The 22,902-nt window shown below is 58.3% G+C and carries 14 protein-coding genes and 2 pseudogenes; 13 read left to right on the top strand and 3 right to left on the bottom strand.

The genetic code is table 11. The features are described 5' to 3' along the window. The first annotated feature begins 71 nt into the window (after positions 1–71). Positions 72–875: a hypothetical protein gene (locus CK228_RS25935; RefSeq protein WP_024505378.1), complete on the top strand. Its 804-nt coding sequence runs from the start codon at positions 72–74 to the stop codon at positions 873–875. A gap of 525 nt (positions 876–1,400) precedes the next feature. Here the strand turns inward: CK228_RS25935 and CK228_RS25930 are convergent. Then, on the bottom strand, positions 1,401–3,515 hold the full coding sequence (locus CK228_RS25930) for a hypothetical protein (protein ID WP_224570035.1): 2,115 nt from the start codon (positions 3,513–3,515) through the stop codon (positions 1,401–1,403). A 1,348-nt stretch (positions 3,516–4,863) separates the two neighbouring features. Here CK228_RS25930 and CK228_RS25925 point away from each other — a divergent pair. From CK228_RS25925 to CK228_RS25900, 6 genes are all read left to right on the top strand, one after another. Further along, entirely contained in the window at positions 4,864–5,193 is a 330-nt protein-coding gene (locus CK228_RS25925; protein ID WP_081714433.1) for a hypothetical protein, read from the top strand. 71 nt (positions 5,194–5,264) lie between these two features. Next, on the top strand, positions 5,265–5,507 hold the full coding sequence (locus tag CK228_RS36010) for a nodulation protein NopA (protein ID WP_224570034.1): 243 nt from the start codon (positions 5,265–5,267) through the stop codon (positions 5,505–5,507). Positions 5,508–5,624: 117 nt separating this feature from the next. After that, the gene (locus CK228_RS25915; protein ID WP_024505382.1) at positions 5,625–6,515 is read left to right on the top strand and encodes a hypothetical protein; all 891 of its coding nucleotides are present in this window, start codon (positions 5,625–5,627) and stop codon (positions 6,513–6,515) included. 232 nt (positions 6,516–6,747) lie between these two features. Continuing rightward, positions 6,748–8,811: a type III secretion system export apparatus subunit SctV gene (sctV, locus tag CK228_RS25910; protein WP_063169272.1), complete on the top strand. Its 2,064-nt coding sequence runs from the start codon at positions 6,748–6,750 to the stop codon at positions 8,809–8,811. Positions 8,812–8,864: 53 nt separating this feature from the next. After that, positions 8,865–9,407 carry a tetratricopeptide repeat protein gene (locus CK228_RS25905; protein ID WP_082826568.1) on the top strand — a complete coding sequence of 181 codons (543 nt, stop codon included), beginning with the start codon at positions 8,865–8,867 and terminating at the stop codon, positions 9,405–9,407. 894 nt (positions 9,408–10,301) lie between these two features. Further along, a complete protein-coding gene (locus CK228_RS25900) occupies positions 10,302–10,772 on the top strand; it encodes a MucR family transcriptional regulator (protein ID WP_024505385.1) in 471 nt (156 codons plus the stop codon). A 228-nt stretch (positions 10,773–11,000) separates the two neighbouring features. Here the strand turns inward: CK228_RS25900 and CK228_RS25895 are convergent, their stop codons facing one another. Continuing rightward, positions 11,001–11,213, bottom strand: a complete 213-nt coding sequence (locus CK228_RS25895) for a cold-shock protein (RefSeq protein WP_008874821.1) — start codon at positions 11,211–11,213, stop codon at positions 11,001–11,003. 1,543 nt (positions 11,214–12,756) lie between these two features. Then, positions 12,757–13,878, bottom strand: coding sequence for a DUF418 domain-containing protein (locus CK228_RS25885; RefSeq protein ID WP_063169274.1), 1,122 nt, complete (start codon positions 13,876–13,878; stop codon positions 12,757–12,759). A 751-nt stretch (positions 13,879–14,629) separates the two neighbouring features. Here CK228_RS25885 and CK228_RS25880 point away from each other — a divergent pair. From CK228_RS25880 to CK228_RS25850, 6 genes and pseudogenes are all read left to right on the top strand, one after another. Next, the gene (locus tag CK228_RS25880) at positions 14,630–15,088 is read left to right on the top strand and encodes a response regulator transcription factor (protein WP_224570033.1); all 459 of its coding nucleotides are present in this window, start codon (positions 14,630–14,632) and stop codon (positions 15,086–15,088) included. A 244-nt stretch (positions 15,089–15,332) separates the two neighbouring features. Continuing rightward, a pseudogene (locus CK228_RS25875) lies at positions 15,333–15,765 on the top strand (helix-turn-helix domain-containing protein); the annotation flags it as partial. A 619-nt stretch (positions 15,766–16,384) separates the two neighbouring features. After that, the gene (locus CK228_RS25870; protein ID WP_024505389.1) at positions 16,385–17,044 is read left to right on the top strand and encodes a response regulator transcription factor; all 660 of its coding nucleotides are present in this window, start codon (positions 16,385–16,387) and stop codon (positions 17,042–17,044) included. Then, positions 17,041–18,369: a HAMP domain-containing sensor histidine kinase gene (locus tag CK228_RS25865; RefSeq protein WP_063169275.1), complete on the top strand. Its 1,329-nt coding sequence runs from the start codon at positions 17,041–17,043 to the stop codon at positions 18,367–18,369. Before CK228_RS25870 ends, CK228_RS25865 begins: the two co-directional genes overlap by 4 nt. Positions 18,370–20,319: 1,950 nt before the next feature. Continuing rightward, positions 20,320–21,624 (top strand): annotated as a pseudogene (locus tag CK228_RS25855) (pitrilysin family protein); the annotation flags it as partial. A 9-nt stretch (positions 21,625–21,633) separates the two neighbouring features. Beyond that, positions 21,634–22,899, top strand: coding sequence for a pitrilysin family protein (locus tag CK228_RS25850; protein WP_128311092.1), 1,266 nt, complete (start codon positions 21,634–21,636; stop codon positions 22,897–22,899). The last annotated feature ends 3 nt before the right edge of the window (positions 22,900–22,902 follow it).

The raw sequence follows: 22,902 nt of genomic DNA, 5'->3' as shown, positions 1-22,902 counted from the left end.
AACTAAGCGCCCTATGTTGAACAGCCGTGCTAACTTGAGCTCGGTTGCGAAACATAGGAGTACGAATCGTCATGTATGGTCGAATTGGTGGCTCATCCGATAGTTACCGCGCGCATAATGCCGGCGAGCAATCGGATGCAGGAAGCGAAGGGTTCGCGGACACATTTGCCCGAATGCACTTATCCGGATCGGAAGGTAGCGGCGCCTCATCATCGGCGGCTCCCCAAGCATACTCCCTCAATTCCCGACCTCCTGTGGTGGAGATCAACAGGACTTCCTTCAGGAGACAGGTGAGGCAATTTCATGGTGATGAAATCACGCACATCGCCGACAATCCTCAAGAGTATTCGGAGTTCGTATCGTCACGAGCCAGGCGCACCGCGGACGTTGCTCAGCAATATGGCATCCGTCGAGATACGGAGCACGCGCGATATTTCAGTTACCAATTGGGAGACCGGAGTGCCGGACTGCTGAGAATGGAAGGCGGATTCAGCATGAACGAGTTCGAATCGGAAAGTTGGCGGGAACAATTTCCTGGTCGAACTGAGGTCACTTCCATAGTGGATCTTCAAGTCGCCCATCCGCTCGTCGAAAATGCGGGCGATATTCTGCTGGAGCATCAACTTCGGATAGACGGCGACCGACCGTTGCTGAATTGGCGTGCGGCTAATCCGGAAGCACAAGCGCGCGCGCAGACGATGGGGTTTGTTGAAGTGGATCATGGCGACCTGGTGCTTGACCCTACGCAGCATCCCGACAAATGGACGAAGAACAGTGCCGGTGAGTGGCAGCGTGCAGGCAAACCTCCACTCTATCTCCACAAAACCGAGGATAGCGACAGCAGCGATAGCGGGTCCGACGACGATTTCATGTGATTTGTCGACCCGCCGCCGAGCCTTGCAACTGGTGACGGTTGCAAGGCTGTTGGCAGTGAATGCTAATTGTCCGGCGACAGCCCCGCCTTAGCGCCAGCGCCGCCGAGCAATCCAGCCCATCTCCCAGACAATAAACTGCGGATGCGCATCGTGGGTGCTTGCGAGCGGATTGTATTCGGGCCGGAACTCCGCCTCTTGGAACCGAGCTCTCCCGAATCCAATTTTCTCCACCACACCGTTGGGTCGTTGCGATGCGCCGATCCCGATCGGATCGGCTATGCCTGCTCCGCGCTCGCAGGAAGACCTTCCGCCTCGATCTTGGCGGCGCGATCTCGGCGATAAGTTGGATGGGAGGCAAGATACGCCGCCACGTCAACAGCCGGTAACGCGACATCGCAAATCGGCCCTGACGGTAGCCGATCGACTCCAATCGCCGGACCGCAACTCGCGCAGCGGCATTCGCGGTTTGGCCAGGAGAAATGCTCGCTGACTCACAGCGTGGCCGGCCGCATTCTGAGTGCCCTGTCATGCAGCCTGCGCCGACGGGAGCTCGGCACGCGAATGGCGTGGTTGGCGGCCAAGCCCTGAGGTCAACAAGGACTTACAGAAAGCGGGGGTGAGTTTGCCGCGATGAATTATGACCTTCTCGCGACCGGACCTAGCATCGGCTTCCTCTCGCTCTCGATTGTAGCCGCGCTGTTCGTTGGATTTAACGTGGCAAGCGGTGAATTCGGAATCAGCCAGCCCTTCCAAGTTTCTGGCCATGACGGGGCGACTCGTGTGGATGTGCACCCACATCGGGCTCGGCATCGCACCATTGACCAGCATCTTGGGCTGCAGCTTCATCTCAAACAGCTTTCCTGGCTCGCCACGCAGCGCGACCGGTGCCTCCGGCGGCATCAATTCGTCGGCATTGCACAAATGTTCCAGGTATTTTTGCGCCGGAAATGCGTAGGTCTTCATGCAATCAGTCGTAATGCCGGCTTTTCCTTCATTCAATGCGTTGGCCTGTCCCAGCACCATGTTCAGCAACCCTTTGAGCTGGTCTGTGCGTTCGTGCACTTTGGGTAGCTGGGTGGAGGTGAGTAGCAGGCGTACATTACGCCCCTGCAACCCGGCGAGACAGGTTTGCATCTCAATGGCCTGGGCTCGCAGGTACTGGGCCACATCGTCCACGACCTTACCGGCCTCCTCAGGCTTCATCTGGCGCACTTGGGAGACGACGCTTTGCTGACCGGCCAGATCGAACTGCAAAAGTTCGTCCAATCGTTTGAGCCGCTCCGTCAATACCTCCATTGACAACGCGGCGCCCCCGATTGTCGAGCCTGCCCCCGACGAACTCGCAGCCACCTCTTGCGCTCTCACCTGTGTACTCGCAACTTGATCCGAGCGCGCGAGAACCTTGGCTGCTGGCACTGTGCCGGCGTTCGCAGCGACTGGTGTTGATGGCTGCCCGGCGGCAGAAGTCCCGGCGCGAGCTGCCGACTTATGCTTTGACTTCCCTTTCCTTCGCGCTGTAGTGCCTTCTGACACTGCAGCCGTACCAGCAGTGTCAGCCGGTATCGCAGCGCCTGCCCTGGCCGGCATCGCAGCGCCCGCCTGGGCCTGTGGCGCCATGATGGCTGACGGCGGAGACTGCAGGTTCAACAAGTGCATGGCATCGTGCGCAGTGATCCATGCATCGTCCACGATCCGTTCGAACAGTTTCAATGGGAGGCCGGCATCTGGGTAGGTATGGCTTAGCTTGGTATGCACCTCGTGCAACGCCAATCCAAAATCCGAAAGCCGCTCCATGATTTTTTCTACAACCGCGCAATCATGAGCGTTGAGTGTTTTGCCATCATCCATTATGCCCTTCGCCAAAGAGAGGGCGCGAAGAGCTTCTTGAGCGGCGCTTGCCATCAGCTGCACCACTCCATTTCGACCGACGAGGAGTTCCTTCAAATCTGGCTCGAACCTGCTCGCCCGCAGTTCAATCTTGGCCCGCGCAAGACCGATCCGCTCACGGACCAGCCAGATCCTGACACTCAGTACCGAGCCGGCACGCAGCCGCAGTGCGCACCGCTCGGCTTCCCGCATCACGGGCGTTCCACTGGATAGGCTAGCGGTGGCAGCGCAGGCGGATCGCTGCCGTTCGGAGCGCCATGCCTTTTTTTCCCACCACTTAATTGCCGCCGTATGGTGGTTCTCCACATTTAAAATCAACAGCTCCTGCCGGTCCGCCTGGGAGTAGGAGTAGAGTTTATCGACCATACCTGCCGCTTTCTTGGTCTTTTTGTCCAATTTCGTGATCGTCGACAGGCCAAGTTTGTCTACTTCATTCGCGGCGTCGCACACGATCTGGCAACATCTACGCACCTTGTCGTCTGGCATAATTGTCTGCGCCTCAGCCGCAGGCAGGCTAGCGCGGTACTCCAGAATTGCTGAGGCTGCATCGACGACCCCACTGATCAGCTCCACCGCCTCCTCGGGGACGTCGGTTTTCCTGGCCGCAGCCTCGCAATCAGTCAGTTGTTGAACAAGACTGTTCATTCTGAGCTGTGTCGGACTGATATCTTTATTTGACGATGAGCTGGTGCCTTCCACCTGCGCGGTTGATAGTTGGCTACCGACCGGCGCCATGGCTTCGCCCTCAGACATGGAGGGAGAACCGCGCCGCCTTGCGGCTGCGCCACGTGGCGCTACGGTTCCGCGTGGTGGCGCAGCGGCTCCACGTGGCGGTGTGTTCAGGATTTGATCTTCGCCAATCGAGGCGCCTGGCAGACTTTCGCGGGCATCGCCTGGACCGCGCGCAACTGGAAGGGAGGAGGGCCTCCTATCGGCGTCCCCAGAGCGCATCTGCTCCACAACGGAATCGAATGACTGTCCACCTTCTCCCGCAGCAAGACTTGATTGCGAAAGGGAACTGCTCGCCCGCCCCGCGCGGCTGGCTCCAGTTTCAGCCTGCGATTTCCGTGGTCGGCCAATGCCCTTCATATTGCGTCTCCGTAGTAGGCGAGAATGTGCTGCTATTGTGCTGGCGGCTGACGAGACCAGCGGCATCTTTCGGTTAACGTCACGGTCAGCCAGACCCGCGACGGCGTAATGTTCCCGCCAAAGTGCTTCTCAGTAGCAGGCCAAGATTGGCCCGAGCTCACAGGACTTTCGCAACGTTGCCATCGATGTCCTGAGATTATCAGCGCTTCAGTCCGCCGATTTCCAGGAACAGCGAATGAAATCAGACCAACTCGGCTAGCTCCCCTTCCTAGACACGTGCCTGACGATTTTATTGATGCGTCACTCCTCTCGTTCGCCACCGACAAAGTCACACATTTGCTTCAGAGAAGCGTGTGCGTTGCGTATCACGCGGACCATTTCGATCTATAGTTACAAAAAGTGTCGAGACGGGACCTTTGGATCCGAAGGTCAGGCACGGCCGGCCTAGATAGACCGCTTGGCTGACGATTAGCTGACGATGGGAGTTCTCACGAACAGGGCAAGAAAATCCGACCGCTTCAAGCTTTCGATATGGTGAGAAGAGGATCCGCACCGGCCTCCCAAAGCCGGCAGACCATCCCATGTTCGTACGGTCGCCGACCTTCTCGAAGCCAATGAGCTCACCGCGCCGGGCCGTGATGTGCAGGCGAGAGAATGGTGATGCAAAGACCGAGTTCCTGCTCGTTGCGTGCGCCCGTGGAGCCAGCAAGAATACGGTCATTGCGGTCATGCAGCACGTGGACCGTGTCTCCTGTTCGACACCACAGCATCGAGGATGCAAACGAGCTGCTGCGGCTGCCATTCGGTCGCGGCATGCGTGGACGGCGGGATTGGCCGAACAGCCGAGATCGTGGTCGACTGTTCGATGCGAGAGCAACATCCTGCAGAGCATACGTTTTTGCGCTGGCCGGTTTTTGTCAAAAGCCGTCAGGTTCTCGAAAGCTCCCGCCCTTAGCTTGATCGAGGCTAACCTTTAACACGTCGCCGCCAATGGCAAATGCCGGAGTACCTGATGATAGCAGCAATTGGGAGTGGAGTTGGCAACCTCGGGACTTCCTTGATCCGAAAGGGCCATGGGGATTCGAAATCCGAGCATTCTGGTGATGGCAAGCCGGCTGATGGCAATGATGGCAAGCCAGCTGGTGGGAATGATGGCAAGGCAGCTGGCGGGAACGATCGGGCGGATAACCGGACCGTTTCAAATGATCAACTTCAAGACAACTCACAGTCTGCAGCACAAAGTGAAGCCTTCCAAAGTATCCTGCGATCGTTCGCGTTCCAATTCGCGAACGATGCGATGGCTGAGGCCGATGAAGCTTTGGATGACACAGAAGATGCCTGACGCGGGAAATCCGGCGTGAGGTCATACAGGCCGTTATTGACGGCACAACTCCAACAGAAAAAGGAATGATCATGGCTGCAGTTGATAATAATAAAAAATCAGGCAATACCAATACCAGTAGCGCCGGCAATACCGATAAAACTAACAGTGGCACTCCCGGCAATACAAGCGGAGCTGATGCTACTGCTTTTCAGGCGCAAGTGCAGGAACTAACCAATGTTAGCTTGGAGGCGACGAAAAGGAGTGTCCAGTTGCGCACTCTAACGACCAATCTCCAGACCATCAAGAAGGCCGCCGACGAACGCGTTTCGTAATGTCGGAAGCGGGTTTTAGACTGCCCCCTAGCGCGTCTCCTTATTGACGCGACGTAGTCCCGAAATGAGCCGCATGGCAATTGCCATGCGGCTTCTATCCTGTTTGAGAGATGCTCTGTGGATGACGCCGTTTCCCTCCGTTTCGAAGTGCGTTCGGGGCACTATTGCGGTCTGACCGGCAAGACGGATCTTCAAAAGTGTTTAATCGGCAGCGGCTTCGATGCCGATTTGGTCTTTGTCGAGCAGGGACTGGCACCGCATCACCTTCGTGTAACTCTTCTTGGCAAGTCGATCGAACTGGAGGCGCTTGCACCCGGACTCAGTATCGAGGGCAACCGGAATATCGCCGCAGGCCAGTCCGTTGTTGTGCCCCTTCCTGTCGTCCTGCTCGTAGGCGAGATGTCCATTGCTTTGTCCGTGCAGGATGCAGAGCCGCCTGGTTCGACCGGCATACCGCGCCTACCGATCGGTGTGCTCGCCATGGTCATAATCAGCTCACTCGGGATCGGCGCGCTTTCAGGCACGATCTCCTATCTTGGCAATGCAAGTGGATCGAGCCCCAATTCACTTCGGGCTGAAGTCGCGTCCAGAACGATCAGTCACCGCGCTGACAATGAACTTACGGAGGCAGCGGCCCAAGAGCTGCAGGAGGAAGTCGATCGAGCGGGTCTTCTCGACGTCAAGATTGGGTCGGCAAAGGGTGTTGTGACCGCCGAAGGCACCGTCACGTCTGAATCGGTCATCAGTTGGCAGAAGCTTCAGCAATCGTTCGATCGTCGCACCAAGGGTACTCTAACACTGGTGAACGGAGTGCTCATCAAAGAGGAGAAGGCGCCATCCGCAATCGCGGTCGAAGCTGTGTGGCATGGGGTCCAACCATATATTGTCATCGACAGCGAGAAGTATTTTGTCGGCGCCATTTTGGCTGATGGATGGGTGGTCGAACGTATTGAGGACAGCCGTGTGCTGCTGAGCAGGAATGGCCGCATTGCTGCTCTCCAATATTGAAAGCTCGCAGGCCCCATCAAGCAGCACTCTATGGCCAGCCAAACATCCTGTCGCGCTCGGTGCTGACAAGCTGGCTGCGTTGGAAACATTTGCTGCCCAGCCATTTCGCGCCTGCTTGTGGCTCTCATGCAGGGTCACGCGCTGGCCAAGGCTGAGGCGCCTTCGGAGTTCGAAAGCCACGTTTCATGGCGTAACAGCAGAGTAAGTCTCAACCGATTGCAAAGGTGTCTCGATGGCCAACGTCCTGCGTGACTTCATCAAGCGTGCGCCGGCCAGCCCGGATTTAATGGTTGCGTTGATGCTGCTTCTGGCTGTCGCGATGATGGTCATGCCTATCCCGGTCGTGGTGGTCGACGCCCTGATAGGATTCAATATGGGGTTGGCCATACTGCTGATGATGGTTGCCCTGTATGTCAGTACTCCACTTGATTTTTCCTCTTTGCCCGGCGTTATTTTGATTTCCACTGTATTCCGTCTCGCGCTCACGGTCGCAACGACGCGACTGATCCTGGCCGAGGGGGAGGCCGGCAGCATTATTCATACTTTTGGCGATTTCGTCATTTCAGGCAATATCGTGGTGGGTTTCGTCATATTTCTGGTCGTCACCATGGTGCAATTCATGGTCCTCGCGAAGGGTGCCGAACGGGTGGCAGAAGTGGCGGCGCGTTTCACGCTGGATGCTCTGCCGGGCAAGCAAATGGCGGTCGACGCAGAGCTACGCAACGGCCACATCGATGCCAACGAATCCCGCCGGCGGCGCGCCGAATTGGAGAAGGAAAGCCAACTCTATGGCGCGATGGACGGCGCGATGAAATTTGTGAAGGGCGATTCCATCGCCGGGCTGGTGGTTATCTGCATCAACATGCTGGGTGGAATTTCGATCGGCCTGCTCTCCAAGGGCATGTCCTTCGGCGAGGTACTGCATCACTACACTCTGCTGACGATAGGCGATGCATTGATATCGCAGATTCCGGCCCTTCTGCTCTCCATTACTGCGGCGACCATCGTCACCCGTGTGACTGGGACGGCGAGGATCAACCTCGGTACAGAAATGGTCAGTCAGCTCACGGCCAGCACTCGAGCCTTGCGACTGGCGGCCGGCGTCCTGGTTGTAATGGGGTTCGTTCCTGGGTTTCCCCTCCCCGTCTTTCTGATGCTGGCCGCAGTGTTCGCTGCGGTAAGCATTGTCAAGGCTGATGTGCTGGGCGCCGGCACTGCCGATGCGAAAGGTGGAACTGCAGCGGAGCCTAAGCAAGCCGCGCCTGCGAAGGAATTCCCGATCGCATTTTTTCTAGCGCCAGATCTTATGCAGGCGGTCGATCAAGCCGAATTGCAAAAACATATTGGGCGCGTTTCGCTCCTGGTCACAGCCGATCTGGGCATTATCGTTCCTCGCATCCCTGTCTTGGTTGACGAGCAGCTGCCTGAATCGCAATTCCGAATTGATGTCGAGGGCGTGCCAGTCGAACAGGACGCCTTAGATCCAAACCAGATGGCGCTCCGAGCCGATGTAGCGCACGTCGACTCGAGCGGTGTCCCCCTTAGACGTGAGCCGAAAACGGACAGACTCCCGGTTGAACATACCCCTGCAAAGGCCCTTACGGGCGCCGGCACGGAGCATAGGGCTCCCGGCGAACTCCTCGCCTTGCGCGTCCATGCAGCGTTGACCCGCTACGCACCGCGATTGGTGGGCATCCAAGAGACCCGACATTTCCTGGGCCGAATGGAGCAGGAATATTCTGAGCTTGTGAAAGAGGTGCTACGCACGACGCCGATTCCTCGGATTGCCGATGTTCTGCGCCGCCTCCTGGAGGAAGGTATCCCAATCCGCCACACCCGTCTCGTGTTGGAGGCATTGGCCGAATGGAGCGAGCGTGAGCAGAACGTTGCCCTGCTGACGGAATATGTCCGTTCTGGTTTGAAGCGACAGATCTGCCACCGCCATGCCAACACGGAGGGCATCGTGTCCGCCCTGGTCGTCGAGCGCGAGAGCGAGGATGTGATGCGTGGCGCGGTTCGAGATTCGGATGCAGGCCCCTATCTCGCACTGGAGGATCGGCAAAGCGAAGCGATGCTATCACAGATACGTCAGGTCCTTTCGAACGCAGAACCGGGTCAAACCCGCCCTATTCTGTTGACGTCGATGGATGTCCGACGTTTCGTCCGCGGCTTTCTGACGCGAAACGGGGTTGATCTCGCCGTGCTGTCTTATCAAGACCTCGCCTCCGACTTTACAATTCGCCCCGCAGGATCCGTCACACTCCCGCACGGATCGAACAGCGGATTGTTAGAGTAGTCCCACCTTTCCTAACTGAACGCCACGCGCCTCCCCGATAACTGAGAGATAACATGAATAGTAATACAGTTTCTCCATCGCCTATGTTTCTGCGCCGGAACTCACTTCTTTTTGCCGTACTCGCCATTCTGCCTTTGGGCGGTTGCGCCAGCTGGCAAAAGCCGGCTCTTTCCGTGCAGGAGACATCTTCCCCCGAGTTGCTCAGCGCCGATCAAATCGATCCGGCTATGCGCGAACGCATTTTGCGCGAAGTTGGTCAGGATGTTCAAGAGCGGGCTTTGCGGGATGAGGTGAAGCAGCACCCGGACAATGTTGATGCGGCGATACGACTTACAAATGCCTTGGTGGGCCAGAAGCGCCCGCACGAAGCGGTTGAGGTGCTCGACAGCGTCTTGGTTGCAGCCCCAGGAAACGTACGTGCATTGAATGCGAAGGGCGTGATTTTGGACATTGAGGGGCGGCATGACGCGGCACAGGCCCTGTATCGGCGAGCTCTCGAAAACGAGCCAGGCAATCAGATGGTGCAGCATAACTTCAATCTGTCGCTTGCCTTTAACGGCAAGTCCGAACAACCAAGGTTAGCACGATCGCAATAGGTGGGCACAGTGCATGCGCAGCCTGTTCCCCGGCTCGAACACGCGCTCGGCTCCCATCATAGATGGCCCCCTGAAGAGAGCCATATCTATGCAAAACAGTTGCTCCAGATCTGGCCGGCAGAGATCGGCAGGAGAGCCGGATGACATCACGCGGCCACCCGCAAGGCCACCCGCCTCGCTTCGTTGCCAGAGCGCCCTCTCCCTCGCCGGTCACCGTCTCGCAATGCGGCGACCTGGCTTAAGGCGGTCGACCGAGCGCCCGATGCAGTAGCCATGAATACGTAACGCAGCGATGGACCCGCCGGATCGTGTCGCGCTTGTGCTGGCCGTCCCTGCCATTACAGCACGGTGATTGTAGCTGGATCATATTCTAGAGGCATCGATGGTGTGGATGCCTTCGATCCAAACAATCGATTTGTTGAATTCGTCCGCCTGAGGAAATTAGCTGCGGCGATCCGACTTCCGACGCCTGCAGGCGCAAAACCAACAGCGTGAGCGCTGCGGGTCCGGAGGCAGGCTGCAAAGTGCAATCACCAGCGCTGATAAGCGGCAAGTGAAGAATGTATCGCTCGGGCAACTCCTGTGTTGTGCACGGTTGCCCCGCGAGGTGAACTGTAGCAGCTTGGCAGCTCAGCGTTCACGAAAGGAGAAAAGATTTGGGGCCAAGCAAAGACCGGCTTTTTTGATTGTCTTGCTGTATCGCTATGGTGGGGCGGGCGCGACCGCTCCCATAATTCAATACGCTGCCTTTAGCGATGGACGATGACGGGATGCGTCGCCGAGACTTCAATGGTGGAGGAGCAGCGCACCCGTCGATCCATTTGCTTTCAGCGGCAACCGCCACTATGAAGCGACACTTCGCCCAACTGTGTTTCAAGCTGCCCGGAGAAGTTTATGACAGAAGAACCCCACAAGACCGACATCCTCATCGAGCTCACTGCCGATGTTGTATCAGCCTACGTCTCCAACAACCCCGTCCCGGCGGGGGAGCTTCCTGCCCTGATCGCCCAAGTGCACGGGGCTCTAAACGGCACGGCTGGACTCATACCGGCAGAAGAGCCTGTGCCTGTAAAAAAACCTGCTGTCCCGATCAAAAAGTCGATCGAACCGGACTACATCATTAGCCTTGAAGACGGCAAGAAATTCAAATCGCTAAAGCGCCATCTGGCGACGCACTATGGTCTGACCCCAGACGAATATCGCGCCAAATGGGGTCTGCCGTCGGATTATCCCATGGTGGCGCCGAATTACGCCGCTGCGCGCTCCGCCTTGGCCAAGACCATGGGACTCGGCCGCAAACCGAAAGAGCCGGAAGCCCCAGCCACGGCGCCGGCGAAACGGACCCGCAAGAAGGTCGCAGCCTAAATCCGTATCAACAGTCGTTCGGACGCGCAGCAGCCGTTGGCCCAATCTGCGCGGAATCAAAGGGCGGGGATGAGCCCCGCCTTTCCCGTCCAAGAGCCTCATTTCCAGAGTAATTCATGATGGCTCCAGCAATCCCTGCCGCGGCATTAACTTGCATGCTCCGGCCCGGGTTTCGAGCCGTCAATGCGTTCCGGCGATGACGAACCTTGCCAAGGCTTTCCCGGACCGTTAGCCAGCCTTGCTGAGGCTGCCTGCAGAGGACTTTCCCGTGCGGCGATCCTGTTCCACCTCGTAGTTGATCTTCTGGCCCTCATTAAGGGTCGACAGGCCCGCTCGTTCAACAGCGGAAATGTGGACAAAGACATCCTGACCGCCGTTGTCAGGCTGAATAAAACCAAAACCCTTCGTGCTGTTGAACCACTTCACCGTTCCAGTCGCCATATCCATTCCTTTGTAATAAGTCGCAACTTAGGCAGGCCATTCACGCCAGCCTGATTTGTACACGAGACTTTAGGCGCATCAAAATCGGAAAATTGCAAGGCCCACTCGATCGCCTGATCTCCAGCAGCAACTGCAACATATGCGAGGCGCGTGCCAGACGAGGCGTATGCCAGACGTTTCGTCGTGCGCTGTCGCTCGAACGTTGACAGAAACAATGACACACCTTGCAAACTCGGCACATCTTGTGGACGTGCTCGGGTCGCTTCTCGACTGCGATACCCGCTCCTGACCGGGTATCGTCGGCCAAAATGAGAGTTTTTGTCATGTGCCGCCAGACCGAAAGATCAGGCGCGCAGCGACCTGCACATTCAAACCGGAACCCGCGAACCTCGATTAGCTTCTGCCTGCTCCGAAGGGCGGTAGCCTGCTCTGAGGCGGGCCACTGTCGGGTTGAAAACCAACTGTCGGGTTCGGAACCCCAGATTGTCGGCAAGGTACGCGCCGCCCACTGGTTGGCCAAAGGGGCACTGGCTCCTGATCCTGCCGCCATGCTCGCCCGATCTCAACCCGATCAAGACAGGTCTGCTCAAAACTCAAGGCGCGGCTGCGGAAGAAGGCGGCCAAAACTTTCGACGCTCTCTGCGGAACTCTCGGCGATATCTGCCAGCTGTAGGAGCCAAATCAAAAACCATTAATTGCGACAGGTGATTTTATGACATTCATTGCGAAGAGGCCAGAATGAACAGCGGAAGAGAGTAGCAGCTCTCTGGTCGCGGCGAGGTGGATCGTCGACACGATCGGCACCTGGCCCGTGCGGGGATCGCACCGCAGCCAGCACCAGAGCCAGACCTTGACCGCTTGCCTTGCTCAGGCGCCACAACAACGAGTGGCTGGAAGCAGATCCACGTGAACTCAGCGATATCGATCAGACGATGCTTACCCTCATGAAAGCCGATCCCGACGCTGTCCAGCGCCGCGAAATCCTGACCAGCATATGGCGCATCGGATGCCACCGCCTGCACACTCACCATCGACATGCCGGAACTCGGAACCAAAGGCCGCAAGCCTCGCCGGCCTCGGCAAAATGGAGCGGCCGCGCCTTCATCCGGGGCGGCCGGGCCAATGTTCGCCAGGCCCTCTACATGCCCGGCCCTTCGCCCTGCGCTTCAACCCCGACCTCAAGGCAAAATACCAGGCGCTAAAGGCGGCAGGCAAACCCGCAAAGGTCATCATCTTGTTGCGAAAGCTCCTCATCCTAGCAAACGCTCTCCTCAAGGCGCAGCGAAAATGGCCCCTAAAACCCTTGACCGAAACGGATACCTTAGCCTTTCAGGTGAGGCGGGCCGAGATAGACCAACCGCGGGTTTAACTTCGCGAGTTTAAGCTGATTATGCCGATGCAACTCTAGCGCCTGCGCGACCGTTTTAGCTTCCATCAACAAGGCGGCAGGCTGGGAGGAAGTACCCTCCCCTGCCGCGAACAAGCTTTGGACAAAGCCCCACCTTGTCCGTAATGTGATCGGGAGGCCGGGGCGCGGCGGTGCTCAGCGGATGTGACGCGCGAGATCTGCGACCCTACCCATCAGCACTTCCATCGGTCCTCGCTGGAAGATGCGCAGCCAAAGCACCGCAAAAGTGCTGATAACCACAACGAAGCCAAAGAGCGTGGACAGGCTCTCGTCTTTGAAAATGTTTATCTTCATAAGATAGGCTATTCCCGCAATGTGCAGCACATAGGCCGTCAAAGACATCGAGCCGACTGCGATTATTGGCCAGACCAGCTTTCGCAGACGCGGGAGCGCATCCACAGCGAGCATGCAAGCCGCCAAGATGATCATTGCGCAACCGGTGCTGCCCACGATCGAAAGCGTCGTTTCGCTATGAGGTGCGGCTATCCATGACGACTTGACTATAAATGACGACTTGGAAGGCTCAAAAGCGCCGTCAACGTCAGACCACCACAAGGAGGTTTCAGTCAAAGCGCGGGAACTCAGCGCGAGCAAGGATCCCCCATGGCCCAACACGGCCAGCGCGACCCCCGCCAGACCAAGGCGCCAATGCGCTGCTAGCGTATTAAGATTAAGGCGCGCGATGGCCATGCCAGCGATGAGGAAAGGAACCCAGGTCACCGCGGGATAGTAGCCGTTGACCATGAGGTTGAAGACCGGGTCGAGGAGGTTGGGGGCAACCGACAGAAGGGAGGAACGGACTTGCGGGAGAACTAATGCCGTAGCGGCAGCGATCAAGCCCAGCTGATATGCGCTGAGCCGATGGAGCGGCAATACCAACAAGAAGCAAATTCCGTAGTATTCTAGGATGACTTCGACCTGGGTACCGAGGCAGCCCAGGATTGAGCCAAGCGCGAGCAAAACAAGGGCACGAATTGCGACTCTGGCGATGGCCTGTCTACCGGCTATCCCCGACTTCGGCGCCTTGCGACCTGTAATCAGGAGGATTGAAAAACCGGCCAATACGGCAAACAGGGCCGACGGCCGCCCATGGGTTAGTTCCATCAGAAACCCGACTAGTCCTCCTTCGCCGGGGTCGGGACCGAGATGGGCGGCATACATCCCGAAGACAGCCAGGCCCCGAGCGAGGTCGATGCCGACCAGCCGATCTACTACCGACCCATTCCTAGCGTCGGCAACCGGTGCCTTCATTACCATGGTAGATTCCCTTGTTGGGTGTGTGGATCGCGGGAGCCGCGATAGGAGAGCCGGTCGGCTGCTGCCGTCGCCTCGTGAAAGGGTTCAAAACATCGCGCCATCTGGCGCATCGAGCCGGCGACAGAGCTGTTCAGCCATTAGCCTGGGGTAAGAACAACAGATCGGCTCACAAAGCCTGTGTCACGGACCTGAAAAGTGGTGTCGCGGAACCGTCGTTTTTTGCATGATGGCTAAGCCGAGAGATCCACTGCACCGACGAGAGACTCAGCGACGTTAGATATCCGATCAGTACGCCGCGGCTCCGCCGGTGACGATCACCCCGGGTGTCAAGGCCAGGGCGTAAACCTGCCATAATCTGTGGTAGTGCGCCCGCGACCAATCCGTTCGACAAAGCTCGGCGCATGGTCGAGCCAATCATATTCTTCCATGTGGCTGTTGCCTGAAAAACCGAAGACGCCGTTCGCTGGTCCAGCTCCAGACCTCGGCCTGCGTCGGTCATTAGAACCGGCGCGCCTGTTTCCCAAATCAATTTGCTGATGCAGCCGCCGGGGGTCACATTGAGCAAAAGTGCCGAGTTCAGGACGGGTTTCATAGGGGCTCTTCGTTTGGCTTTGTTAACGACCCCTTTCTTGCAAGTTGTAGCTGACAGCAGCCTGAAAGCTCCCCAAATAATTCGCTGCCGCCGGTTCAGCCTATTGTCAGCTTCGACCAATAAGATGGGAGCCTTGCCCTCATACCGGAGCTCGGCAGCATGATGCGAATACTGCTCACTGAAGACGATAAGGACCTTGGAAGTGCTATGCACGATCATTTGGTGGCTGGTGGCCACGCGGTCGACTGGGCCAAGAACCTGTCCGAAGCGCGCGATTATGCAGCTGTGGTCGGCTACGACCTTATTTTGCTCGACGTTCACCTGCCGGACGGCAATGGGATCGACTATCTGCGGGAGCTGATCAAGGAACTTGAATCGGCACCGGTCATCATTCTGACAGCCTGCGATCGGATTTCGCATCGCATCGAGGGCTTCAACGCTGGAGCCGACGACTATTTGGTCAAGCCGTTCGATCTGGGGGAACTCTCAGCGCGTATCCATGCAGTGGCACGTCGCCATGGGCATTTTCCGGAGCCGCAATTTTCGGTTGGGACGCTTTCCATACAGGCAGCCGAGCGACGCCTCTTCCGCGACGGGCAGGAGGTCTACCTGACTTGACGCGGATGGGCGGTGCTCGACTACCGTCTGCCCCAGCCCTGCACGGTCGTTTCAAAAGGGAAGATCGTGGACGCGCTTTTCGGCAGACGGCGCTGATTCATACTCTAAAAGAAAATTCGGCTTCCAGTTGCCTTGGCCATGACTTTCCTTCCCGAGAGATGGGTGACAGTTCATTCCGGATAGATGGGTTACACTTTCGGCCCTTTGCAAGGAGAGCAAGGTGCCTTGGAAGGAGTGTAACGTCATGGAAGAGCGGCTGAAGTTCGTCGCCCGGCTGCTGGACGCGAGAAGATGGCGGTGCTTTGCCGGGAGTTCGATATCTCGCGCAAGACCGGCTACAAGATCCTCACGCGCTACAACGACAGCGGCCTGGAGGGCTGACGGACCGATCGCGGCGGCCCTATCGCCACGCCAATCAGCTTCCGTTTCAAATCGAGAAGCTGATTGTGCGCCTCAAGCAAGACAAGCCGACATGGGGTGCGCCGAAGATACGCGAGCGGCTGGCCCGGCTGTATCCGGATGTGCACCGGCCCGCGATCTCGGCCGTGCATGCCGTGCTCGACCGCCACGGCATGGTCGAGCGCCGCAAGCGCAGGCGCAACAGGGCGACGGGGACACCACTTTCAAACGGCTGTCGCCCTAACGATCTTTGGTGTGCCGACTACAAGGGCGAGTTCGGCAGAGAACACGGCCGGGACAGGGGATCACAAACACTTGACCGTTCCAGACCCTGGCAGTGGCGCATCGATTGACCGTTGGCTCTGTTCGTGGGCACCGAAAATAGGGCCTTCTTGGTCCTCGGCAGAGAATATGGCCCGGACGGGGGATAACAAACACTTGACCGTTCCAGACTCTGGCAGTGGCGCATCGATTGACCGTCGACTCTGTTCGCGAGCGCCGAAAATACGGACGACCCCTATGGTCAAAGTGCACTTCTGACCTGCTAGGCACTGTTCGATAACTGGAGGCACCCGCTACGGTGCCCTCGTATTTAAGACACCTGTCAGTTTCAAGCCTGGACATTGACGCGTGGCGCGGCTGCCATTCGTTGACCGCCACGTCGAATTGCCCGCCAACCAGTGTACAGCCGCCGGTGGTCACATTGAGCAAAAGTGCCGAGATCAGGAGGGGTTTCATAAGGCCTCTTCGTTTGGCTTTGTTAACGACCCCTTTCTTGCAATTGTAGCTGACAGCAGCCTGAAAGCCCCCAGATATTCGCTGGCGCCGGTTCAGCCTACTGTCAGCTTCGATCAATAAGGCAGGAGCCTTGCCCTCATACCGGAGCTCGGCAGCCTGATGCGAATACTGCTCATTGAAGACGACGACGACCTTAGAAGTGCTGTGCACGATCATTTGGTGGCTGGTGGCCACGCGGTCGACTGGGCCGAGGGCCTGTCCGGAGCGCGCGGTCATGCAGCTGTGGCCGGCTACGACGTTATTTTGCTCGACGTTCACCTGCCGGACGGCAATGGCATCGACTATCTGCGGGAGCTGATCAAGGGGCTTGATACAACGCCGGTCATCATTCTGACAGCCCGCGATCGGATTTCGCATCGCATCGAGGGGCTCAACGCTGGCGCCGACGACTATTTGGTCAAGCCGTTCGATCTGGGGGAACTCTCGGCACGCATCCGTGCAGTGGCACGTCGCCAAGGGCATTTTCCGGAGCCGCAATTTTCGGTTGGGACGCTTTCCATACAGGCAGCCGAGCGACGCCTCTTCCGCGACGGGCAGGAGGTCCACCTGTCTGGACGCGAATGGGCGGTGCTCGACTGCCTTCTACGCCGGCCCGGTTCGGTCGTTTCAAAGGGGAGGATCGAGCACGCGCTTTATTCATTCAATTCGGAGTTCGAGAGCAACACAGTGGAGGTTTATGTCAGCCGGCTCCGCAAGAAGATCGGCGGGGATAGAATAGCAACCGTGCGTGGCTCCGGATACAGGCTCGTGGTCACATGACGAACTCGAACAGCATGACGAGAAAGCTGATATCGTGGTTAGGCGGGGCAACGCTCCTGGTTTGGATCGCCGCCCCAACCATTGCTGCGTTCATTTTTTGCAATAATGTAAACGAAAGTTCGGATGACTTGCTCCAGGGGAGCGCAGAGTACAGAGAACCAGAGCTGATCAAGGTCTTGAATGGAAAACACGTTGATCAATACAATAACCACTTGCCAACTTATGAAAAGTACTGGACCTATCGTGAGCAGGTTATTAATAAGTACGGGGTAGTGCTTATTTCTGAACCGGAAGAGGGTCAGCAGCCCTTCCCTGATGCTCCCCTGAGTAACGGCTTTTGGCGAAACGCTGATTACCGCGTCTACACAGAGGAGATCCAAGACGGCGTGTATCATCAGTTGGCCGAACCGCTTGATGGCCGCCGTACCACAATCGCGAAGGGCGCACTTTTTGTCTTCCTTCCGACACTCGTGCTCCTGCCCTTTAGCTTAGCTGTTTGGTGGATCGTGATCCGGCGCTCGCTGCGGCCAATCGAGGTACTGCGACAGCAGATCGGATCGCGCGACGGCGGCAATCTGTCACCAATGGACTTGGGCGATTTCCCGGCAGAGTTGGCTCCAATCGCGGCATCCGTCAATCGGCTTCTCGATCGTCTGCGGGCGGCTCTCGAGGCCGAACGCGAGTTCGCCGCAAACAGTGCGCATGAACTGCGCACGCCGATCGCAGGTTCAATCGCTCAGATGCAGAGATTAGTGGCCGAGCTTCCCAATGGGTCGGCCAAAATGCGTGCGCGCGGCATCGAGCAAGCGCTGTCGAGCCTTGGCCGCCTTGTCGAAAAAGTGCTTCAGCTCGCTCAAGCCGAATCGGGGGTTGGCATGGCGGATCACGCGATCGATCTTGTCCGATCGGTTCGGCTGGAAATCGATGACCTGAGGAAAAAGCCGCAATATGCCGGACGCCTGCATCTTAACGTCGACGGCTGCCCCACTTTGATGCGCAAAGTGGATGTCGATGCGTTTGGGATCCTCCTTCGTAACCTGATCGAGAATGCGCTGATACATGGACTGCCCACTGTTCCGACAACAGTTTCCGTCCAAACTGATGGAACCATCGCTATTGCAAACGCCGGACCGGTGGTGCCCCTCCCCGACCTCGAAGGGCTTACAAAGCGATTTAGTCGTGGTGCTACTCCTGCTGCGGGCTCAGGCCTTGGTCTACATATCGCTAACATGGTTATCCAGCGGATCGGTGGCAGTCTAGAGCTTGCGTCGCCCGCCCGCGGTCGCAATGATGGTTTCGAGGCGATCATACGAATTCCTCAATGACACCGGTGAATTCGACGACAGTTGGACACAGGGCGGATTGCTGGCAAGGCTGCTGACAGGGCGAACTGTACGGCAGTATGTATACGGCGTAGAAATCGTACTTCACACAACGCATTTCGGCCGCGGCAATCAATGCCGCTATCATCGTCTGAGCAGTTCGATCGAAGCGACACGACATGATCGGCAAAATCGAAGGCTCCGCCTCACCGCTCGCTCGATTTCGCCCGGGGAGAAAAAAGGCCATCCGAGAAAGTGCAAGCCGCCGCGCAAAGGCGACGTGTCCAATTGTCTGGGTGCCCCTGTGCGCCGGCCCGATCGGGTTGGCGCAGGTCCAGTAAGGACCCGGACCAACCATTCCATTTAGACGACCGGCAGGTTTTAATCGGCGTCCGGATCGCCGTCCCAAAATGCCCCAAGTATACGGCTAGAAAGGCTGCCAACGATCGAGCTTTGGTCGGAGGCGTGCTTGTCAGCGTCTTGGGTGCTTGACCGGCCTTTGCAATGGCCATCGCCATCGCAAGTATCGTGCGTGGCCAGTGAGACCGCAATTTCATCAGCCTGGAGCCGACCGTATCGGTGCTTTTTTATGATTTAGGGATTTTTCGTTTTCCTCTTGGATCATCACGGGTTTGGAGAGGATCTGGTGTTAAGTGCCATTCGGAGCGCCGGCGAACGGCCCGAAATTAATGTGGTCGAGTGATGAAGCCTCCCGAATGCGTTAAACGAGACCCTTTATGGCGGCCCTGGCTGACAACAGTCTGAAAGCTGCAAGCGGCATGCGAAAATGGGGCGATCCTGAATGACGACAGATGCTATCAACATGAAAGAGGCTCGCCCTGAAAGCTGAGCACGCTTTATGCTCAGGCTGCTGACAAGGCCAAAGCAGCGTAAGTGCGTAGTGAAATCCAAGGTCCACATGGGTCGTCGCGCGTCCCATGCGCCTGGGAAGGCGCCGGCCCGGCCAAGCTTTCCCAGCTCGTCCGCATGATGCTTCGCTGAGCGTCAATGGACGTTGGCGCGAGACCAAGGCGTCGTGCGTTGCAATCCGGACGGTCCAGGGTATCAGGAGTTTCACGGCCTCGGCCCGCTTGGCTGGCCACAGTTGAAGCTCCAACGTACCGGCTGGCACCGGGAAATTGGGCTCTGCGCTGCCTCAACGCTGATGGCACGGTCAATGCTTGCCTACCGATGGGGCCGCCCATGCCGTGATGCTGTCGGTCGACGTTCGCAAACCAGACCCTCGCGAGACCCAGCGAAGGGGCTCGCCGGTACGACGAGGGACCTTACCTCTTTATGCGCGGCATCATTATCGAGGATGACATGTTGCCTTACACGTCGTCCCTCGCGCTCGGGTCTTTGTGGGGCGGATGAAGTCCTGATCGCGGTGGCACTGCTGCATGTTTGCGTAAGACCCATCCAGTCACGATCGCGCTGTCCTTCGATGTCGCGGTGCTGATAGGCGGGCAGATCGGTGTGCGCGGCGCCCGCCAAAGGATCGTCGTCACGCCGGAGGAGGCGAGCGTCATAGCCGGCGCGCCGGCGAAAGGCGCTTTCTGTCGGATGCCCGACAATGTCGGATATCGCAAGTATCAAGGTTGGATCAAACCTTGCGAATCGGGGCTTTCTTACTTGGCACGGGGCATGCTCAGGTATCCGCAAACACCCAATGGATAACGAGCAGACTTCCCATGGCCTCACCATGCCGAAAGTTTCCCGGACGCATCCAAAGATGAGGCTCGCGTCAGGCCCAGCAACACGCTGACGGCTCATGTGGCTCGGCGTCGCGTGCCGATCCACTTTCTCCCAATAGGCGTTCGGGAGACATAGATCCTTCAAAATGAGGAACAGATCACTTTGCCAGGAACGCAGCCCATAACCCCACTCTCCCTACCAGAACTACCAAGCAAGCCCCGCACTCATGGGCTTCGCAGGACGTCCGTTGCGTCCGAGTTGGTCGGCGCGGGGCCGGCTCCGATCCCCGTCGCATGGGAGGACGGCAAGGCGAGGGATTTCGTGCTCGACAACGGCATGGAGGTGGTCGTCATTCCCAACCACCGGGCGCCGATCGTCACCCACATGGTGTGGTACAAGATCGGCAGCGCCGACGAGCCGCCGGGCAAATCCGGCATCGCCCATTTCTTCGAGCATCTGATGTTCAAGGCGACGACCAACCATGCGGGCGGCGAATTCGACCGCGCAGTGTTCGAGATCGGCGGCTCCAACAACGCCTTCACCTCCTCCGACTACACCGCCTTCTATCAGACAGTGGCGCCGTCGGCGCTCGAGCTGATGATGAGCTTCGAGGCCGACCGAATGCGAAACCTCATCCTGACCGACGATGTCGTCAAGACCGAGCGCGATGTGGTCATCGAGGAGCGCCGCTCAAGCACCGACACCAACCCGCAGGACGTTCTCCATGAGGAGATCGACGCGACGCTGTGGCAGAACCACCCCTATCGCATCCCGATCATCGGCTGGATGCAGGAGATCGAGCAGCTGAACCGCGTCGACGCCACCGTCTTCTATGAAAAGTACTACTGGCCCAACAACTCCGTGCTGATCGTGGCCGGCGATGTCGAACCGGACACGGTGCGGGCGCTGGCCGAAAAGACCTATGGCAAGGTGGCGCGCGGACCTGACCTGCCGCCGCGCATCCGGCCGGTTGAGCCCGAGCAGAACACCAGGCGCACCGTCACGCTCTCAGACGCCCGCGTCAGCGTGCCCAGTTTTTCGACGCAGTGGGTGGTGCCGTCCTACCACACCGCCAAGCCGGGCGAGGCCGAAGCGCTCGACCTGCTGGCCGAAATTCTCGGCGGCGGTAACCGCGGCCGGCTCTACCAGGCGCTCGCTGTCCAGCAAGGTATCGCTTCCAGCGCCCGCGTCTATTTCCAGGGCACTATGCTCGACGACACCAAGTTCGCCATCTATGGCGCACCGCGCGGCGATGCCAAGCTGGCTGATCTCGAAGCGGCGGCCGCTGCCGAAGTTGCCCGCATTGCCGAGGATGGTGTCAGCAACGAGGAACTAGGCAAGGCCAAGGACCACTATTTGCTCAATATGATCTTTGCGGAAGACAACCTGGACTGGCTCGCCAGCATCTACGGCTCGACGCTGGCCACCGGCGGTACCGTGAAGGATGTCGAGGAACGGCCGAATCGCATCCGCAAGGTTACCCCCGAGCAAATCAAAGCAGTTGCCGCCCGCTATCTCGCGTTCGACCGTTCGACCACGGGCTATCTCTTGCCCAAGACGGAGAATCAAGAGATGACGCTCGGCGCTCGGCCCCATGCTGCGATGAACATCCAGGAGGTGAAGTCCGAAAAGGGCATCATCGCCTGGCTGGTGGAGGACCACACAGTGGAAATCGTCAACATCGGCTTTGCCTTCAAGGGCGGCACCAAGCAGGACCCGGTCGGGAAGGAGGGGATGGCCAAACTGATGGCCGGCCTGTTCATCGAAGGCGCTGGCCATTACGACAGCGGTGCCTTCCAGGTGAAGCTCGACCATGCCGGCGCCGAAATGAGTTTGGACGCGCAAAGCGACGACATCTACGGATCGATGTGCATGCTTTCCAAAAAGCAGGACGCGGCGTTCGGCCTGCTTCGGCTCGCGCTGAACGCGCCGCGCTTCGAGCAGGGGCCGATCGATCGCGTCCGCGCCGAGATTGTCTCCCGCATCGTCGGCAGCGAGCGAGACCCTAACGCCATCGCTCAGCGCAAATGGCTGCGCGCGATCTATGGCGCGCATCCTTGTTCAAGGCTGGGAGAAGGCACAAAAGAGAGCCTGCCCGGCATCACGCCGTCCGACCTCCGCGCCTTCCACCAGGCCATTTTCGCTCGCGACGGGCTCCATATTGCCGTGGTGGGTGACATTGACGCGAACACGTTGAGGGAAAGGCTTGACCAGCTGTTTGGTGATTTGCCTGAGCAACAAACCCTCGTCCCCGTCTACGATGTCGCGCCGAAACTCGGTCAACTGGTGGAGGAGAACTACGACCTGCCGCAGACTTCGCTGACGTTGGCCTGGCCTGGCGTGAAGCCTAGCGCGCCGGATTTCTACGCGGCCGTGCTGCTGAACGACATCCTTGGCGGCTCATACTTGACTTCCCGCCTTTACGAGGAGGTACGTCAAAAACGCGGCCTTGCCTATCACGTCAGCTCTGAACTAACCCTTGACTCGCTTCTGGTTACGACAGAGACACGCTCGGACTGCGCTGCCCAAACACTGAGCATCGTGCGAGATGTGGTAAAGCAGATGGCGCAGCAAGGACCGACCGGGGCCGAGCTCAAGGCGTCGAAGAAGCACCTGATCGGCGCCTATGCCATCGACCAACTGGGCTCGACCCGCTCGATTGCAGACCGGCTCCTGGATTTGCAGATTCACAAGGCCGACGTCGACTACAACCAGCGTCGCGCCCGCAGCATCGGTCGGGTGACGCTCAAACAGGTCAAGGCGGCGGCCAAAAAGCTGCTTTCGGCCGAGCCCGCCATTTTGGTGGTCGGCCCGCCGCTGGGCGGCAAGGATGAGTAAAGA

Origin of the sequence: Mesorhizobium sp. WSM4312, from assembly GCF_002294875.1 — a bacterium.
In the GTDB taxonomy this organism is placed as follows: Bacteria; Pseudomonadota; Alphaproteobacteria; order Rhizobiales; family Rhizobiaceae; genus Mesorhizobium.
This window is presented reverse-complemented; position numbering and strand designations above follow the sequence as displayed.

Bases quoted from the DNA above. Each gene is read 5' to 3' on its own strand.
- CK228_RS25935 (WP_024505378.1), top strand. From the start codon at position 72: ATGTATGGTCGAATTGGTGGCTCATCCGATAGTTACCGCGCGCATAAT.
- CK228_RS25930 (WP_224570035.1), bottom strand. From the start codon at position 3,515: ATGTCTGAGGGCGAAGCCATGGCGCCGGTCGGTAGCCAACTATCAACC.
- CK228_RS25925 (WP_081714433.1), top strand. From the start codon at position 4,864: ATGATAGCAGCAATTGGGAGTGGAGTTGGCAACCTCGGGACTTCCTTG.
- CK228_RS36010 (WP_224570034.1), top strand. From the start codon at position 5,265: ATGGCTGCAGTTGATAATAATAAAAAATCAGGCAATACCAATACCAGT.
- sctV (WP_063169272.1), top strand. From the start codon at position 6,748: ATGGCCAACGTCCTGCGTGACTTCATCAAGCGTGCGCCGGCCAGCCCG.
- CK228_RS25905 (WP_082826568.1), top strand. From the start codon at position 8,865: ATGAATAGTAATACAGTTTCTCCATCGCCTATGTTTCTGCGCCGGAAC.
- CK228_RS25900 (WP_024505385.1), top strand. From the start codon at position 10,302: ATGACAGAAGAACCCCACAAGACCGACATCCTCATCGAGCTCACTGCC.
- CK228_RS25895 (WP_008874821.1), bottom strand. From the start codon at position 11,213: ATGGCGACTGGAACGGTGAAGTGGTTCAACAGCACGAAGGGTTTTGGT.
- CK228_RS25885 (WP_063169274.1), bottom strand. From the start codon at position 13,878: ATGGTAATGAAGGCACCGGTTGCCGACGCTAGGAATGGGTCGGTAGTA.
- CK228_RS25880 (WP_224570033.1), top strand. From the start codon at position 14,630: ATGATGCGAATACTGCTCACTGAAGACGATAAGGACCTTGGAAGTGCT.
- CK228_RS25870 (WP_024505389.1), top strand. From the start codon at position 16,385: ATGCGAATACTGCTCATTGAAGACGACGACGACCTTAGAAGTGCTGTG.
- CK228_RS25865 (WP_063169275.1), top strand. From the start codon at position 17,041: ATGACGAACTCGAACAGCATGACGAGAAAGCTGATATCGTGGTTAGGC.
- CK228_RS25850 (WP_128311092.1), top strand. From the start codon at position 21,634: ATGACGCTCGGCGCTCGGCCCCATGCTGCGATGAACATCCAGGAGGTG.